This is a genomic window from Pseudomonas sp. SBB6, assembly GCF_024213215.1.
Classification (GTDB): domain Bacteria; phylum Pseudomonadota; class Gammaproteobacteria; order Pseudomonadales; family Pseudomonadaceae; genus Aquipseudomonas; species Aquipseudomonas donghuensis.
Window position 1 is genome coordinate 1 of record NZ_JANAVH010000015.1, and the last position, 16,170, is coordinate 16,170.

19 protein-coding genes and 1 riboswitch are annotated in these 16,170 nt (G+C 62.5%); of the genes, 9 read left to right on the forward strand and 10 right to left on the reverse strand.

The window, feature by feature from the left end:
- Nucleotides 1-152: 152 nt before the first annotated feature.
- Both NLX68_RS23050 and upp read right to left on the reverse strand, forming a co-directional pair.
- Complete coding sequence (locus tag NLX68_RS23050; protein ID WP_254285960.1) at nt 153-1,424, reverse strand: uracil-xanthine permease family protein; 1,272 nt, start codon at nt 1,422-1,424, stop codon at nt 153-155.
- A 2-nt stretch (nt 1,425-1,426) separates the two neighbouring features.
- Nucleotides 1,427-2,065, reverse strand: coding sequence for a uracil phosphoribosyltransferase (upp, locus tag NLX68_RS23055; RefSeq protein WP_010225757.1), 639 nt, complete (start codon nt 2,063-2,065; stop codon nt 1,427-1,429).
- 168 nt (nt 2,066-2,233) lie between these two features.
- On the opposite strand from upp, the gene NLX68_RS23060 reads away from it, so the two are divergent.
- The 3 genes from NLX68_RS23060 (at nt 2,234) to NLX68_RS23070 (ending at nt 3,740) form a co-directional block, all read left to right on the forward strand.
- Entirely contained in the window at nt 2,234-2,791 is a 558-nt protein-coding gene (locus tag NLX68_RS23060) for a hypoxanthine-guanine phosphoribosyltransferase (protein ID WP_254285961.1), read from the forward strand.
- 120 nt (nt 2,792-2,911) lie between these two features.
- The gene (locus NLX68_RS23065) at nt 2,912-3,379 is read left to right on the forward strand and encodes a hypothetical protein (RefSeq protein ID WP_254285962.1); all 468 of its coding nucleotides are present in this window, start codon (nt 2,912-2,914) and stop codon (nt 3,377-3,379) included.
- Nucleotides 3,380-3,449: 70 nt separating this feature from the next.
- Nucleotides 3,450-3,740, forward strand: coding sequence for a PA4642 family protein (locus tag NLX68_RS23070; protein WP_010225761.1), 291 nt, complete (start codon nt 3,450-3,452; stop codon nt 3,738-3,740).
- 52 nt (nt 3,741-3,792) lie between these two features.
- Here the strand turns inward: NLX68_RS23070 and mqo are convergent, their stop codons facing one another.
- Together mqo and NLX68_RS23080 are read right to left on the reverse strand one after the other, a co-directional pair.
- Nucleotides 3,793-5,298, reverse strand: a complete 1,506-nt coding sequence (gene mqo / locus NLX68_RS23075) for a malate dehydrogenase (quinone) (protein WP_254285963.1) — start codon at nt 5,296-5,298, stop codon at nt 3,793-3,795.
- A 605-nt stretch (nt 5,299-5,903) separates the two neighbouring features.
- Nucleotides 5,904-6,137 (reverse strand): hypothetical protein, encoded by a 234-nt coding sequence (locus NLX68_RS23080; protein ID WP_115088736.1) that lies wholly within the window; start codon nt 6,135-6,137, stop codon nt 5,904-5,906.
- A gap of 175 nt (nt 6,138-6,312) precedes the next feature.
- Here NLX68_RS23080 and NLX68_RS23085 point away from each other — a divergent pair, with 175 nt between their 5' ends.
- Nucleotides 6,313-6,897: a YajG family lipoprotein gene (locus NLX68_RS23085; protein ID WP_254285964.1), complete on the forward strand. Its 585-nt coding sequence runs from the start codon at nt 6,313-6,315 to the stop codon at nt 6,895-6,897.
- Nucleotides 6,898-6,959: 62 nt separating this feature from the next.
- On the opposite strand, the gene NLX68_RS23090 is transcribed toward NLX68_RS23085, so the two are convergent.
- Nucleotides 6,960-7,166, reverse strand: coding sequence for a hypothetical protein (locus NLX68_RS23090; RefSeq protein WP_010225766.1), 207 nt, complete (start codon nt 7,164-7,166; stop codon nt 6,960-6,962).
- Between the two features lie 170 nt (nt 7,167-7,336).
- On the opposite strand from NLX68_RS23090, the gene NLX68_RS23095 reads away from it, so the two are divergent.
- The gene (locus tag NLX68_RS23095) at nt 7,337-7,597 is read left to right on the forward strand and encodes a hypothetical protein (protein WP_036993845.1); all 261 of its coding nucleotides are present in this window, start codon (nt 7,337-7,339) and stop codon (nt 7,595-7,597) included.
- A gap of 63 nt (nt 7,598-7,660) precedes the next feature.
- Here the strand turns inward: NLX68_RS23095 and NLX68_RS23100 are convergent, their stop codons facing one another.
- Entirely contained in the window at nt 7,661-8,827 is a 1,167-nt protein-coding gene (locus tag NLX68_RS23100; protein WP_254285965.1) for a 1-acyl-sn-glycerol-3-phosphate acyltransferase, read from the reverse strand.
- 121 nt (nt 8,828-8,948) lie between these two features.
- Here NLX68_RS23100 and NLX68_RS23105 point away from each other — a divergent pair, with 121 nt between their 5' ends.
- Genes NLX68_RS23105 through NLX68_RS23115 form a run of 3 tightly spaced genes read left to right on the forward strand, consistent with a single transcriptional unit; the run spans nt 8,949 to nt 10,028 of the window.
- Nucleotides 8,949-9,131: a CPXCG motif-containing cysteine-rich protein gene (locus tag NLX68_RS23105; RefSeq protein WP_010225771.1), complete on the forward strand. Its 183-nt coding sequence runs from the start codon at nt 8,949-8,951 to the stop codon at nt 9,129-9,131.
- Nucleotides 9,131-9,391, forward strand: coding sequence for a DUF2007 domain-containing protein (locus NLX68_RS23110; RefSeq protein ID WP_254285966.1), 261 nt, complete (start codon nt 9,131-9,133; stop codon nt 9,389-9,391). The genes NLX68_RS23105 and NLX68_RS23110 overlap by 1 nt, the downstream gene beginning before the upstream one ends.
- A 13-nt stretch (nt 9,392-9,404) precedes the next feature.
- The gene (locus NLX68_RS23115; protein ID WP_010225773.1) at nt 9,405-10,028 is read left to right on the forward strand and encodes an SOS response-associated peptidase; all 624 of its coding nucleotides are present in this window, start codon (nt 9,405-9,407) and stop codon (nt 10,026-10,028) included.
- A gap of 70 nt (nt 10,029-10,098) precedes the next feature.
- Here NLX68_RS23115 and NLX68_RS23120 read toward each other — a convergent pair whose 3' ends face one another.
- The gene (locus tag NLX68_RS23120) at nt 10,099-12,240 is read right to left on the reverse strand and encodes a methyl-accepting chemotaxis protein (RefSeq protein ID WP_254285967.1); all 2,142 of its coding nucleotides are present in this window, start codon (nt 12,238-12,240) and stop codon (nt 10,099-10,101) included.
- Between the two features lie 155 nt (nt 12,241-12,395).
- On the opposite strand from NLX68_RS23120, the gene NLX68_RS23125 reads away from it, so the two are divergent.
- Complete coding sequence (locus tag NLX68_RS23125; protein ID WP_254285969.1) at nt 12,396-13,211, forward strand: M48 family metallopeptidase; 816 nt, start codon at nt 12,396-12,398, stop codon at nt 13,209-13,211.
- 111 nt (nt 13,212-13,322) lie between these two features.
- Here NLX68_RS23125 and NLX68_RS23130 read toward each other — a convergent pair whose 3' ends face one another.
- The 3 genes from NLX68_RS23130 to NLX68_RS23140 form a co-directional block, all read right to left on the reverse strand.
- On the reverse strand, nt 13,323-13,910 hold the full coding sequence (locus NLX68_RS23130; protein ID WP_010225776.1) for a TMEM165/GDT1 family protein: 588 nt from the start codon (nt 13,908-13,910) through the stop codon (nt 13,323-13,325).
- Nucleotides 13,911-13,998: 88 nt separating this feature from the next.
- Nucleotides 13,999-14,118, reverse strand: a riboswitch (yybP-ykoY riboswitch).
- 39 nt (nt 14,119-14,157) lie between these two features.
- Nucleotides 14,158-15,156 carry a class I SAM-dependent methyltransferase gene (locus NLX68_RS23135; protein ID WP_254285971.1) on the reverse strand — a complete coding sequence of 333 codons (999 nt, stop codon included), beginning with the start codon at nt 15,154-15,156 and terminating at the stop codon, nt 14,158-14,160.
- Between the two features lie 51 nt (nt 15,157-15,207).
- Complete coding sequence (locus tag NLX68_RS23140) at nt 15,208-16,170, reverse strand: 2-hydroxyacid dehydrogenase (protein ID WP_254285973.1); 963 nt, start codon at nt 16,168-16,170, stop codon at nt 15,208-15,210.

The following is a 16,170-nucleotide window of genomic DNA, read 5'->3' on the forward strand; positions in this document are numbered from 1 at the left end:
CTTGAAATGCTCTGAGTACTTGCTCATAACTCCCCCAAGGGTTGGATTGGTGTCCAACTTCTTGGGGGCAGTCCACAGATGGCATGCATTGCCATTGTGGGAGCCGGCGTTGCCGGCGATGGGCCGCGCAGCGGCCCCATCAAGCAATCAGATCAAGGCAACTGATCGTCCAGCGCCTTGTTCTTCCAGCTGTCGTTACCCGGCAGCAGGTTCAGGGCAATAGCCACCACTGCGCACAGGGCGATGCCCTTCAGGCCCCAGTCATCGGGGCCGGTGCCGCTACCGATCAGCACGCCACCGATTCCGAACACCAGGGTCACCGAAACGATCACCAGGTTGCGCGCCTCGCTGAGGTCGATCTTGTGGCGGATCATGGTGTTCATGCCTACCGCCGCGATCGAGCCGAACAGCAGGCAGAGAATGCCGCCCATTACCGGTACCGGAATACTCTGCAGCAGCGCGCCGAACTTGCCGATGAAGGCCAGGGTGATGGCAAAGATTGCCGCCCAGGTCATGATCTTCGGGTTGTAGTTCTTGGTCAGCATCACCGCGCCGGTCACTTCGGCATAGGTGGTGTTGGGTGGCCCGCCGAACAGGCCGGCAGTGGTGGTGGCGATGCCGTCCCCGAGCAGGGTGCGGTGCAGGCCGGGCTTTTTCAGGTAATCGCGGCCGGTCACGCTGCCGACGGCAATCACGCCGCCGATGTGCTCGATCGCCGGCGCCAGGGCCACCGGTACGATGAACAGGATCGCCTGCCAGTTGAACGCTGGTGCGGTGAAGTGCGGCAGCGCCAGCCATGGCGCGGCGGCGATCTTGGCGGTGTCGACCACGCCAAAGTAGAACGACAGGCCAAAGCCCACCAGCACGCCGGCGATGATCGGCACCAGGCGGAAGATGCCTTTGCCGAACACGGCAACGATCAGGGTGGTCAGCAGTGCCGGCATGGAGATCATCATGGCGGTGCTGTAGGGCAGTAGCTCGGTGCCGTCACCGGCCTTGCCCATGGCCATGTTGGCGGCAATCGGCGCCATTGCCAGGCCGATGGAGATGATCACCGGGCCAATCACTACCGGCGGCAGCAGGCGGTCGATAAAGCCGGTGCCTTTGATTTTTACCGCAAGGCCGAGGAAGGTGTAGACGAAACCTGCTGCCATTACCCCGCCCATGGTCTCGGCCAGGCCGAACTGGCCCTTGGCAAGGATGATCGGGGTAATGAACGCGAAGCTCGAAGCCAGGAACACCGGCACCTGGCGACCGGTAACCACCTGAAACAGCAGAGTTCCCAGACCCGCAGTGAACAGCGCGACGTTGGGGTCAAGGCCGGTAATCAGCGGCATCAGTACCAGCGCGCCGAAGGCGACGAAGAGCATCTGCGCGCCAGAGACAGCCTGGCGCCAGAGCGGGTCGTTGAACTCATCCTGCATGCTCAGGCGTCCTTCTGCTTGGTGCCGAAAATCTTGTCACCGGCATCGCCCAGGCCAGGGATGATGTAACCGTGTTCGTTCAGGCGCTGGTCGATCGAGGCGGTGTAGATCTGCACGTCCGGGTGGGCTTTCTCCACCACGGCGATGCCTTCGGGCGCGGCGACCAGAACCATGGCGCGGATGTCCTTGCACCCGGCTTTCTTCAGCAGGTCGATGGTGGCGACCATCGAGCCGCCGGTGGCCAGCATCGGGTCGATGATCAGTGCCAGGCGTTCGTTGATTTCCGGGGCGAGTTTTTCCAGGTAGGTGTGCGCTTCGAGGGTTTCCTCGTTGCGGGCCACGCCAACGGCGCTGACCTTGGCGCCCGGAATCAGGCTGAGCACGCCATCGAGCATGCCGATGCCGGCGCGCAGGATCGGTACTACAGTGATCTTCTTGCCAGCGATTTTCTCGACCTGGACCTTGCCGCACCAGCCATCGATTTCATAGCTTTCCAGGGGCAGGTCTTTGGTGGCTTCGTAGGTCAGGAGCGTACCGACTTCCTGGGCGAGCTCGCGAAAATTCTTGGTGCTGATGTCGGCGCGGCGCATCAGGCCGAGCTTGTGGCGGATCAGCGGGTGACGGATCTCACGGGTAGGCATAGGGAAAGGCTCCGGGGGGGGGGCGGGCAAAAAAACCGCGCTAGATTAATCTATTCAGCCATGCATGTCCTCAGGCTTACTGGACGTTAGTCCAGAAATGCTTGATCTGATGCGACGGGATGCGTACCTTTGCCCGCTTTTCTCAATTGCCGCCCCTTGGAGAGCGCCATGTCCGCCGATCTCGAGCACATCCGTCAAGTCATGCGCGAGGCTGACTGCCTGCACACCGAAGCCGAAGTCGAGGCAGCCATCGCCCGCGTGGGCGCGCAGATCACCGAAGTGCTGGCCGATAGCAACCCGGTAGTGTTCTGCGTGATGAACGGCGGCCTGATCTTCGCCGGCAAGCTGCTGACCCATCTGCAGTTCCCGCTGGAAGCGTCCTACTTGCACGCCACCCGCTACCGCAACCAGACCAGCGGCGGTGACCTGTTCTGGAAGGCCAAGCCGGAAGTTTCGTTCATTGATCGTGATGTGCTGATCATCGACGACATCCTTGATGAAGGTCATACCCTTAGCGCTATTATCGACTTCTGCAAGCACGCCGGTGCCCGCGCCGTGCATACTGCCGTATTGATCGACAAGGACCATGATCGCAAGGCCAGCGCCGACCTCAAGGCCGACTTCTGCGGCTTGAGCTGCGTCGACCGCTACGTGTTCGGTTATGGTATGGACTACAAAGGTTACTGGCGTAACGCCAACGGTATCTACGCGGTTAAAGGACTCTGACTTCCAATCGCGGGGCAAGCCGAGGCGCCGCTGCGCCGCTCCCACATAACCTGTGAGAGCGGCTTGCCCCGCGATCATCGGCCCATGCTAGAGTGCCAGGCTGCCCCCAAGGAGCCTGACATGCGTGCGATCTTCCCCCTGTTGTTCCTGCTGAGCATGCCGCTGGCCGCGGCGCCCCTGCATAGCCAGTTCCTGCCGCCCGATGATCTTGGGCTGCGCAAGGAAGCTGCTGAGTCACAGCAGCTGTTGCAGGTCACCAGCTACTCCGTAGTGGTCGGCAACCAGCGCCAGTCCAACCAGCAGCCTATCCCGGTGACCTCACCGTTGATCCTGCGCCTCAAAGGCAAGCCGCTGAGCAAGGGCGCGACCGTCAGCCAGGTGTTGATCAGCTTCGATGCCGAAAGCAAAAGCCTGAAAAAGCCGGTGTTCGATGACAAGAGCAAGACCTTGACGCTGAACTACCCGCTGGCCCAGTACCGGGTCATCCTCGATCTGCTGCGCAACGATATTGTCTATGTGCAGTTCCTCAGCTACCCCAATGGTCACATCTGGGCCGATCTGCACACCGGTAGCGTACGCGCGCGTTGAGTGCCGGCGCCGCCCGGGGGTAAACTGCCGACCCGTGAAAATGTCCGTGATGGTTCAGTTGGAGTCGGCAATGCGTAAAGACAAGAAGCAAGTGATTGGTGATGAGATCAGCGACGACTACGTCAAGTCGTTCCTCCAGTACGAGCCGGCTGATAACGTCACTTCGCCGTCGCTGCACAAGCTGATCAAGGGCTACCGCGGCCTGCGCATCGATGACTTCGAGCGCTATGTCGGCTTCTTCGTCGAGGCTGGCTTTGACCTGGACGGCAAAGACGAGCACGGCCAGACTTTTGTCGAGATCATCAAGGATCAGCGCAACGCCGCCGACTACATCGAGATCATCGACAAGGCCCGCAGCTGAAAACAGCGTCCATAAAAAAACGCCCCGAAGGGCGTTTTTTTATGCCGGCAGGTTACGCGTAGCTCTGCGCCGGGCTGTTCTCGACCAGGCCCAGGGCCTCGTCGTTGTACGCACTGATCTTGTGGTACAGGGCAGCGTCGGTGGCCAGGACCTTTTCCCGGGCCGGGAAAATTTCCTTGAGCTTGGCAGCCCAGGCGCCTTTGGCTTGCTCGGGGAAGCAGCGCTCGATCAGTTCCAGCATGATCGACACGGTCACCGAAGCACCTGGCGAAGCACCGAGCAGGGCGGCCAGGGAGCCGTCCTTGGCCGCAACCAGTTCGGTACCGAACTGCAGGATGCCGCCTTTTTTCGGGTCTTTCTTGATGATCTGCACGCGTTGGCCAGCCACTTCCAGGCGCCAGTCCTCGGCTTTGGCTTCGGGGTAGAAGCGGCGCAGGGACTCCAGGCGCTGCTCCATCGACTGCATCACTTCGCTGACCAGGTACTTGGTCAGGTCCATGTTGTCGCGGGCCACGGCCAGCATCGGGCCAATGTTGCCCATGCGTACCGACAGCGGCAGGTCGAGGAACGAGCCGTGCTTGAGGAACTTGGTGGTGAAGCCGGCATACGGGCCGAACAGCAGCGAGGTCTTGCCGTCAACTACACGGGTATCCAGGTGCGGTACCGACATGGGTGGCGAACCGACCGCGGCCTGGCTGTAGACCTTGGCCTGGTGGCGCTTGACCACTTCAGGGTTGTCGCAACGCAACCACTGGCCGCTGACCGGGAAACCGCCAAAACCCTTGCTCTCTTCGATACCCGACAGTTGCAGCAGCGGCAAGGCCGCGCCACCGGCGCCGAGGAACACGAAGCGGGCGTCGACTTCACGGCTGCTGCCGCTGTTGACGTCCTTGATGCTGACGGTCCAGCCGCTGCCGTTACGGCGCAGACCGGTGACCTTCTTGCAGTACTTGACCTGCGCCTGGGGCGCGTTGGCCAGGTGCTTGAGCAACTTGTTGGTCAGCGCGCCGAAGTTGACGTCGGTGCCTTTCATGACGCGGGTGGCGGCGATCTGCTGGTCGGCGGGGCGACCTGGCATCATCAGCGGCATCCACTCGTTCATCAGCGCCTTGTCTTCGGTGTATTCCATCTCGGCGAAGGCATGATGCTGCTTGAGCATCTCGAAGCGCTTCTTGAGGAAGCTGATGCCCTTTTCGCCCTCGACGTAGCTCAGGTGCGGCACGGGGTTGATGAACGCCCGTGGCGAGCTGAACGCGCCTTTTTTGCTCAGGTAAGCCCAGAACTGCCGGGAAACCTCGAACTGGGTGTTGATATGCACCGCTTTCTTGATATCGATGCTGCCGTCGGCGGCCTGTGGCGTGTAGTTCAGTTCACACAGCCCGGCATGGCCGGTCCCGGCGTTGTTCCACGGGTTGGAACTTTCCGCGGCACCCGAATCCATCAACTCGACGACTTCCAGCTTGATCGCCGGGTCGAGTTCCTTGAGCAGTACGGCCAGGGTGGCACTCATGATGCCTGCCCCTACCAGTACTACATCGACTGCTTCGTTCTGCGCCATTAACGCGTCTCCAAAATCTTCAGCACCAAATTGACAGCATAGGATCCCTGGCTTGCCAGGATCGCCATGTCCGATTCTTCGCAGTTTTTGCAACTTCAGCGGACACCACCAACCGGGCTTTGCGTTGCCTATGAACGCATTTTACAGCCGGTGCGGCAATTCGACTTATGGTCAAGGTATCCGTCGTGCGTTATGGACCGGTTTCAGGCACCCATTGCAAATGAGCGCTGTTGCCAGCTGTTCAGGGCTGTTCGGGACACTTTAGGTGCTTTTGCACATGCCAGACTGTTCATTGCTCGCCACACTCTCGTGAAGTTGTGAAAACCCGTTTTTTCACGCTCTTTTGGAGACGTGAACCTCAAAATGGACTGCGCGATGGCAGACCCGGCAGGTTCAGGCAGAGCAGAGGGCCGAATGACGCAGGCACACTGGCTGGTGCAAGACCTGTGTGGAAGGCTCTCTGTGGGCGGTGCGGGGGATGCGCAATGCTGGGCATTGGCGGTACTGCGAGGCCCGATCAGGAGACGTCCTTATAATCGGGGGGAGATTATAGCGATGTCGCGGGCAGAAAAGCTCTTTATTAGCGACTTTTATTGAGGCAAAACTCAGGCGGCGAGGCTGCGTTGCAGCCAGTTTCCGCTGACACGCTTTGAAACACGGGCGCTGGCGGGCAGCGGGCGGTTAAGCCAGGCCAGGCGAATTTCGTTGATTTCCACCCAGCCGCTGGTCGAAGGAGCCTGCGCACACTGCTTGAAGGCCTGGCAATGGCCCAAGGCGTCGAGGCGGGCGAAGCAGCGTTGCGGATTGCGTTTGAACAGCAAGGCCAGGAGCGAGGACATGGCGAGGTATCCCTGTGAAGAACTGAGGCAAGGATAACCGTGCAGTGATGAAACGATTGTGACAGCGAACCGGGGCTGGGCACGCCTGTCTTATTCACTAATGGCACGCCGATAGCTGGGCTGCCTTGTGCTGGTTATACTAGCGGCCTTTGCTGCCTATTCTGGAGAGATGAGCATGTTGCAACGTTTGTTGTTCGGTTTGATCGCGGTGACCAGTCTGACCCTGGCCGGTTGTGCCCACAGCCCGCAACAACTCAGCCCGCAACCGAAACTCACCGCTCAGCTGGCGCCGGTCGGTCATGGCCAGCCGGTGGTGGTCAAGGTAGTCGATGGCCGCGCCTCGCAAACCCTGGGCACTCGTGGCGGCCTGTACCCGGAAACCAGTGCCATCACGGTGGCCAGCAACGATATCCTGCCAAAACTGCAGGCCCAGGCCGAAGCGGCTGTGCGGCTGCTGGGCTTCACGCCGACGCCGAATGCCTACAACGCGCCGCAACTGACCGTGACCCTGACCGAGCTCAAGTACCAGTCGCCAAAAGAAGGCATGTACGTGACCGAAGCCACCATCGGTGCGACTTTCAAGGCTGACGTGGCCAATGCCAACCGTCGCTACAGCGGCCGTTACGGCGCCTCGCTCGATCAGCGCTTCGGCATGGCGCCGAACCAGGAAACCAACACCAAGCTGGTGGGTGATGTGCTGAGCGACGCCCTGACCCGTCTGTTCAAGGACCAGGCCGTCGGCCAGATCCTCGGCGAATAAGCCCGACAGTAAAAAGCCCGATGCCTGCAGGGTAGGCATCGGGCTTTTGCGTTTCTGGACGCTCAGGCGGCTTCGACGTAGAAATCCAGCACGCTGATGCCGGTAGGGCCGTCGACTTCGGGCAGGTCATCATGGGCATGTCCGCCCAGGGCGCAGTACACCAGCCATTGGCGGTCCTGGACGTTGAACGCCAGGCCGTCGATCAGCGCCTGCTGCTCGTCGCTCTGGGCGATCAGGTAGAGGCGGTCCTGGTTTTCGGCGTGCAGCATGACAAGCTCCGGTGGGTGGCGACGGCCGATAGAGTGGCGTGTCCAGATGACGAGCGTGTGACGCTGCGAATTAATCGTCGTTGGTCGCAAAGGGCAGGCACGGGTGCGGCGCTTGGGTAGAATGCCCGCCGTGTCGAAAGTATCGATGTACTTCTTTTTGAGGTTTTGCGATGTCGTTGCAAGTGATCTGGGGGCTGTTTGCCGCCCATCCGGCCAAGCTGATCAACCTGCTGGCCCTGCTGCTGACCTGCCCGGGCGGCCTGCTGCTGCACAGTGCCCGGCGCCGCGCGGCGCAAACCCTGGCGGGCATGGCCGCCGATGAGGCGGTGGTCGATGGCATGAGCCTGCGCATCAACCGTTTTTACTACATCCTCGGTTTCGCCTTCCTGGCACTGGCCTTGTTGCTGTCCTGGTTCAGTACCTGGGTGTGAGCCATTCGCGGGGCAAGCCCGCTCCTACATAGCCTGTAGGAGCGGGCTTGCCCCGCGATTAATTTACAGCGCCAACCCCGCCTTGACCCGGTACTGATTGCGTACCGGCGTCGCATACTGCTGCACCAGGAACGGCCGATGCTCGGCCGGGCAGGCGTCCAGGCGGCGCTGCCATTCGGCCTGGGCACGGGCCAGTTCATCGGCCGGGAACACCTTGGCCGCCACCGGTACTGCCAGCGCCGGGTCGGCATCGGTCCACTGCGCATACGCCAGATAATGCACCGGGAACAACCGGTAACCGGCCAGAATCTGCCGGTCGATCTCGGCTGCCAGTTGCTTGGTGTCCTCGACGAATTCGCTCACCGGCGGGGCAAAGTTGATGTGCACGCGGCCTTTGTAGCCGGTAATGCCCTGGGCAATGCTGACGTCATCTTCACCTGGCGCCTTGCTGTAAGTGCCGGTGGTGGCGCGAATGTACAGCTCGCGGGCCTTGGCCTGGTCGCACGGGTCGTACTCGTAACTGATCGACACCGGGCTCAGGTTCAGCGACTGGATCACTGCGCCGAACGGCTCGTCCTTGCGGCTCATATGGAACATTTTCAGGATTGCCGAATCGGTACGGTCATCACCATCCTTGGCCCGGCCTTCGGCCTGGGCGATCCAGATCGACTGGCAGTCATTGCGGATCGAATGGTTGATGTAGGCCGACAGCAACTGGTAAGCGGCAAGCTTTTCCCGGCGGCCACTGATCGAGCGATGCACGATAAAGCTCTTGTTCAGGCGCATCATGTCGCTGACGAACGGCTTTTGCAGCAGGTTGTCGCCGATGGCGATGCGCGGGGTCGGCAGGCCTGCGTGGTACACGGCATAGTTGACGAACGCCGGGTCCATGACGATATCGCGATGGTTGGCCAGGAACAGGTAGGCGGTACCGGCCTTGAGCTGCTCGACGCCGGTGTAGGTCACGCCGTCGGTTGCCCGCTCGATGGTGTGGTCGACGTAGTATTCGACCTTGTCCTGCAGCGTCGATACGCAGCTGACCCCGGCAAACTCTTTGCGCAGGCGCCGGGCGATCAGCGGCTTGAGCAGCCAGCCGAAGGCCCCGGCCGTGCGCGGGAAGCGGAAGTGGGTGAGGATATCGAGGAATGCCGGATCGCTGAGCAGCCGTGCCAGAACGGCAGGGACTTCAGCGTCGTCGTACGGTCGGATGGCATCGAATTCGCCCATCATGCTCTCTTGTTGGAAACGGCTAGGGTAATAGGTAGGGCCGGGGTCTGAAAAACGGCTCAGACACACTCAGGGCCTGTAAATAGACCGGCAATTATACGCACAAGTCACTCGGGAGGCCGCGATGCTGGAGACAGCGATCTACGATTGTCCTTATTGTGGTGAAGAAGTCGAGACGACAGTGGACCTGTCCGGTGGCGATCAGGAGTACATCGAGGACTGCCAGGTGTGCTGCAAGCCGATCAGGTTCGTGCTGCAAGTACATGGAGAGGAATGGATGCTGGACGTTTATGGTGAGAATGACTGATGCAGCGAATCTACGATCCTGAAAGCCTGCTGGAAGCGCAAATGCTCATCGGCATGCTCGCCAGTGAAGGCATCACCGTGCACCTGGTCGGCCGCGACCTGATGGGCGCCATGGGCGACCTGCCAATGCACGGCCTGTTGGGTCTGGCGGTGGCCGATGAGCAGGCCGGCTGCGCACGCGAGCTGATCGCCGCGTACAATAGCGCCCAGCCACTTGTGGGCGACGAACCGGAGAACCTCCCCGGAACCCTGATTTGCTAGGTTTTTGCCCCTCATGTGTGGACGTTATGCGCTGTTTCGCTGGTCTCCCGCCTTTGCTGCGTTGCCGGGATTTCCCAGTGACCAGCAGGCGCAATGGAACATCTCCCCCGGCGCCTCGGTGCTGATCCAGCGCCGTCTCGACGATGGCCAGATGGAGTTGGCGCGGGCGCGCTGGGGGCTGACTCCGGCCTGGCTCACCGACTTGTCACGCACCCCGGCCCATGCCCGGGCCGAGACCTTGGCCGAACAGCCGATGTTCCGTGAGGCCTTTCGCCTGCGCCGCTGCCTGTTGCCGGCCAACGGTTTCTACGAATGGCGTGGCACCCAGCGCAAGCGCCCCTACTGGCTGACGCCGGGGGAGGGCTCCTCGTTGTTTTTTGCCGCGATCTGGGAGGCGTATCCGGTGCAGGATCAGGTCTGGCTGAGTACCGCGGTGGTGACCCAGGCGGCGATGACCCAGCGGCGGCCGCTGATTCTTGATGCCGCCGGGCAAGCGGCGTGGCTTGATCCCCAGACCCCGCCGGCGCGTTTGTACGAGTTGCTGGCGGGCGGCCAGGCACCGCTGCGCGAGCGGGTGCTGGCCAATTTCGTCAACGATCCCAAGCTCAATGGGCCGGAGTGTCTGACCCCGGCCTAGAAGCATCGCGGGTCAAGCCCGCTCCCACAGCTGAGCACTGTGTAGGAGCGGGCTTGACCCGCGATAGGCTTCACACCCTGAACTGATTGATCAACCGCCGCTGCTGCTCGGCCAGCTTGGTCAGCTCGGCACTGGCGGTGCTCGACTCATCGGCGCCGCCCGCCACTTCGTTGGCCACCTGGCCGATATTGATCACGTTGCGGTTGATATCCTCGGCTACCGCGCTCTGTTCTTCGGCAGCACTGGCAATCTGCGTGTTCATGTCGTTGATCACCGATACCGCCTGCGTGATGCTCTCCAGGGCTTCGGCGGCGCGCGCCGCTTGCTGCACGCTGTCGTCGGTCTTGCCCTGGCTGTCTTCCATGACGCGCACCACATCGCGGGTACCCTGCTGCAGTTGCTGGATCATCTGCTGGATTTCTTCGGTGGCCTGCTGGGTTTTCTGCGCCAGGTTACGCACCTCGTCGGCCACCACGGCAAAACCACGGCCTTGTTCACCGGCGCGCGCCGCCTCGATCGCGGCGTTGAGCGCCAGCAGGTTGGTCTGTTCGGCAATCGCGCGGATGGCGATAAGGATGGCGTTGATGTTCTCGCTATCACGGGCCAGGGTTTGCACCACGCCGACAGCGCGGCCGATTTCCTCGGCCAGGGCGCTGATCGAATGGGAGGTGTTGCGCACGATTTCCAGGCCCTGGTGGGCGGCCTGATCGGCGTTGCTGGCGGCCTGGGCCGCATGGGTGGCGTTGCGCGCGACGTCCTGGGCGGTGGCGGTCATCTCGTGCACGGCGGTGGCCACCAGGTCGATTTCGGCCATTTGCTTGTGCACGCCCTGGTTGGTACGGATGGCGATGTCGGCGGTGTGCTCCGAGGAGTCGCTGACCTTTTGCACCGAGGCCACCACCTGGCTGATCATCGCCTGCAGCTTGCTCAGGAAGGTGTTGAAGCCCTTGGCGATCGAGCCCAGTTCGTCGGCGCGGTCGCTGCTCAGGCGGCGGGTCAGGTCGCCTTCGCCCTGGGCGATGTCATCGAGCATCGCCACCATCTGCCGCAGTGGCCGGGCGATGCCGTGGGCCAGCAGCCAGATCACCAGTAGGCCAAGCGCGGCGATGCCCAGGCCTACCAGGGTCATGCCGGTGATGTCGGTGTTGCGCTGGGCGCTGAGGTCGCCTTGCAGTTTTTCCACATCGGCCATCACTGCGCTGATCGGCAGCTCCAGCAGCAGGGTCCAGCGGGCGTCGGTATTGGCAATCTTGAATGGCAGGTACAGCTCGATGCGGCCAGCGCTCTTGTCGACTTCGTAGTGCAGGTTTTCGCCGCTCAGTTGCGCCAGGGTGCCGGCGGCATTGGCGTCGAGAACGTCGCTGGCTTTTTCGCCGAACTTGCCCGGGTCCTTGGTAAAGGCCACCAGGCGGCCGTTGCCGGACACCAGAGCCAGTTCGCCGGCACCGTCATAGAGCTGGCGGTCGGCGGTATTGAGCAGTTCCTGGATGAAGTTCACCGACAGGTCGGCGCCGGCAATGCCTTGGAACTTGCCGTCGATCATGATCGGCTCGACGAACGAGGCGAGCATCACCACCTTGTCGCCTACCTTGTAAGGCGCCGGGTCGATAACGCAGGCTTTCTTCGACTCCCGTGGGCACAGGTAGTACTCACTGGTGCGCACGCCGGTGGCGAGGACAGTCTGGTCATTGACGTCGGCCAGCTTGTCCAGGCCCAGGCTGCCGTCTTCGTTGCGGAACCACCAGGGCAGGAAGCGCCCGGTGGCGCTGTCGATACCGGTGACCGAGGTACCGACGAAGCGCGCGTCATCATGGTCCAGGGCATTGCTCTCCCAGCCCAGGTAAGTCCCCAGGATCAGCGGGTTGGTCAGCGCCGTTTGCTTGAGCAGGGCAATCATTTGCTCACGTTCGATCTTCAGCAGGGCATTGCCGTTGCTGTCCTGCATGCCAAGCATGGCGTTGCTGGTAGCCAGGCCGCGGGCGATCAGCAGGGGCGCTTCCAGGCCGCGCTGGATTTCGCTGACCTGGGTCCGCGCCAGGGCGGTCAGGCGCTGCTCGATCACCGCCTCGAACTGCTGCTGAGTGCGGGTTTGCACCAGTTCCTGGGTGCGTTCGCCGGCATACACGGCGTAGAGCACCAGAGCGGCAACAATGCTCAGGACAATGGCACCAGCCAGGGCGGCGACGGAAAACTGGATCGACCGGAACTTCATGAGGGGGCTCCAAGCGCAAGGAAAGGCGTCTGCCTTGCGTTATCGGCCCGGCGGGGCGAAAGCATGAGCACCGTCTGGAGAAATCTTCATCAGGGATATGGCGGGCTCAACCGAGTCGGCCTAGGATACGCGGCATGTTCGAAGGGAGTGTTTTCATGCGTAAGTCATTTGTAATCGGTGCATTGAGCGCCAGCGTCCTGCTTGCTGGCTGCCAGGCGGTGAACACCACCAGCGGCGGCGCCGTGGGTGTCGAGCGTAAGCAATACATGTTCAGCATGCTGTCGACCGATGAAGTCAACCAGATGTACGCCCAGTCCTACCAGCAAACCCTGGGTGAGGCTTCGAGCAAGGGTGTGCTCGACAAGAGCAGCGCCAATGCCAAGCGCGTGCAGGCCATCGCCAATCGCCTGATTGCCCAGGCACCGCAATTCCGCCCGGATTCGGCGCAGTGGAACTGGGAAGTGAACCTGATCAAGAGCGACGAGCTCAACGCCAACTGCGGGCCTGGCGGCAAGATCTTCGTGTACAACGGCCTGATCGACAAACTCAAGCTGACCGATGACGAGCTGGCCGCGGTGATGGGCCATGAAATCGCCCACGCCTTGCGCGAGCATGGCCGTGAAGCGATGTCCAAGGCCTATGGTGTGCAGATGGCCCGCCAGGGCGCGGGAGCCTTGCTGGGCCTGGGCCAGGACAGCCTGGCAATTGCCGACACCGTGGTGCAATACAGCCTGACCCTGCCCAACAGCCGGGCTAACGAGAACGAAGCCGACCTGATCGGCCTGGAGCTGGCCGCCCGTGCCGGTTACAACCCGAATGCGGCCATCAGCCTGTGGGACAAGATGGCCCAGGCCTCGGGCGGTTCGCAGCCGGAGTTCATGAGCACTCACCCGGCCTCGGCGAGCCGCCAGGCGTCGTTGCAGGCGGCGATTCCGAAGGTGATGCCGTTGTACGAGCAGGCCCGCAAGTAAGCGATAGCCGGGGCCGCGCTGCGGCCCATCGCCGGCAAGACCGGCTCCCACAGAGGGCGGTGTACGCCAGCACTGTGGGAGCTGGCTTGCCAGCGATGAAGTCACCACCGATCAGCCTATCCAGCCACTGACCTGCATTGCCGAATACACCGCTACAGCGGCCAGGACGAAGAACGCGGCCGAAGCCAGGCGGCGGATCAGGGTCAGTGGCAGTTTCTCGGCGGCGAAGTTGCCCGCCAGCACCACCGGTACGTTGGCAATCAACATACCCAAGGTGGTACCGATAATTACCATGATCAGGTGCGGATACTGTGCCGCCAGCATCACCGTGGCGACCTGGGTCTTGTCGCCGATTTCAGCGATGAAGAACGCGATCAGGGTGGTCAGGAACGGGCCGAAGCGCCGGGCGGTGCTGGCTTCGTCATCGTCCATCTTGTCCGGGATCAGCGTCCACAGCGCCGTGGCGGCAAAGCTGGCCGCGAGAATCCAGTGCAAGGTGGCGGCGCTGAAGAAGGTGCTGACCCAGGCGCCGACCGCGCCTGCAGCCGCATGGTTAGCCAGGGTCGCAGCAATGATGCCGGCGATGATCGGCCAGGGTTTGCGAAAGCGGGCGGCAAGGATGAGCGCGAGCAATTGGGTCTTGTCGCCAATTTCGGCGAGGGCCACGATCGCGGTGGGGACGAGCAATGATTCCAGCATCAGGATTCCTACGGGGGCGGGTCGACACGGCTATGACACGTACAGCCTTCCCGCCCCGGGTAAGGTGTTCGTGTCATAGGTCTTGTCAAACCCTGGGTCCGTCTGTGCGGACCGTGGGTCGCACGCGCCATGGTCTGTGGACCAAGTATGTTGACGCGTACCGGGCGAGCTGGGTGCTCGCGGGAGACTACTCCCCTAGGACGGAGCGGATTCTGCCTAGGCAAATCCGTTTCGGCAAGCGCTGATTTTAACCGCGTGTTGCCTGGTAGATGCGAAAGCCTTGCCCTTCGTCGCGGATCCGGCAGTTGCCCAGGGCCTCTTCGATCAGCGGTTGGTAGCGCAGGAAGCTATTGGCCACTAGGCGCATTTCTCCGCCTTTTTTCAGATGATCGGCTGATTTTCGCAGCAGGTTTTCTGAAGCCTGGTAATTGGTGTGCACCCCGGTATGAAACGGCGGGTTGCTGATGATCACGTCAAGCTCGCGCGGTGCGGCATCGATGCCGTCGCCGCTGATCACCTCGCCGTCCAGACCATTGGCGGCCAGGGTCAGGCGGCTGCTGGCGACGGCGAAGGCATCGACATCGAGCAAGGTGATGCGGCTTTGCGGGTAGCGGCGTTTGATGGCCGCGCCGAGCACGCCTGCGCCACAACCGAAATCAAGCACATCACCGACCGGCAACTGATCGAGATTGTCTAGCAGCAGGGCGCTGCCGCGATCCAGGCGGCCGTGGCTGAATACACCCGGCAGGCTGACGATCTGCAGCGGGCCATCGGCCAGCGCCAGTTCGAAATGCTCGGCCAGGCTTTGCAGCGATCTGGCTTGCGGTGCGTGCTCCACGGTGACCTGCCACAACTGGCAATGGCGGGCGCTGTCGAGCTTGCGTGGCTTGCCGAAGGCGTGCAGCTGCTTGGCCGCGCCCTCGATGCCGCCGCGTTTCTCGCCGACCAGGTACAGCTCGCGGCCGGCCAGGCGCGAAGCGAGGGCGTTGAGCAGGTAATTGGCCAGGTCACGGGACTTGGGCAAAAACACAACGGCGGCGTCGAAGGCCTGGGCCGGTGCTTCTACGCCGAAGTGGCTGCGCCCGGCGAAGCGCGCATCGAGCGCCGCATGATCGCCGGCATGCCAGCTCCAGCCATGGGCCGCTGGCAGCTTGCCGAGCAGGTCGTCGGCAGGCAAACCGGCTAGCAACAGCGAGCCCTGGAAAAGATCAGCCTGACGAAGCAACACTTCACTGCGCGGGTCCATGGACGGCGACTCCTGAAAAAAGTGGCGCAGTTTACCAGAGCCGGGCCTGGCTTAGACCTGGCGACGCGGGCTGCCGGCGAAAAACGCCTCGGCGTTTTCGCTCAACTGCTCGACGATACGCTGGCGTGATTCGACCGCGCCCCAGGCGCTGTGCGGGGTAATGATCAGGCGCGGGATGTCTGTCGCCAGCAGCGGGTTGCCATTGACTGGCGGCTCGACACTCAGCACATCGGTGGCTGCACCGCCCAGGTGGCCGGCACGCAAGGCATCGGCCAGGGCCTGCTCGTCGATCAGCCCGCCGCGGGCGGTGTTGATCACAAAAGCGCCCGGCTTGAGCAGGGCCAGTTGGCGGGCGCCGATCAGGTTGTGGGTGTGCTCGTTGAGCGGGCAGTGCAGGGTCAGGGCGTCGACTTGCGGCAGCAGTTCATCCAGCGCCAGGCGGTCTTCGCGCGGCGGACGGCCGGGCAATTGGCCGAGCAGCACGCGCATGCCGAAAGCTTCGGCCAGGCGCGCCACGGCGCCACCCAGCTCGCCATGGCCGAGCAGGCCGAGGGTCTTGCCTTCCAGCTCGACGATCGGGAAGTCCAGCAGGCAGAACTGCTTGGCCTGGCCCCAGCGGCCATCGGCGACGGCCTTTTGATAGTCGCTCAGGCGGGTGGCCAGGGCCAGCAGCAGGGCCAGGGTGTGCTGCGCCACTGACGGGGTCCCGTAACCCTGGCAGTTGCTGACGACGATACCTTGAGCGCGCGCCGCCTGCAGGTCGACATTGTTGGTGCCGGTGGCGGCTACCAGAATCAGCTTCAGTTCGGGGCAGGCCGCCAGGGTGGCGGCGTCGATCATGACCTTGTTGCTGATCGCCACGGTTGCGCCCTGCAGGCGTTCGGCGACCTGCTCGGGAGCGGTTGCCGGATACAGCTGCAAATCATCGAAACAGGCCTTGAGGCGATCCAGCGCCAGGTCACCCAGGTCCAGGGAACTATGGTCGAGAAACACGGCGCGACGGGTGGTGGACAT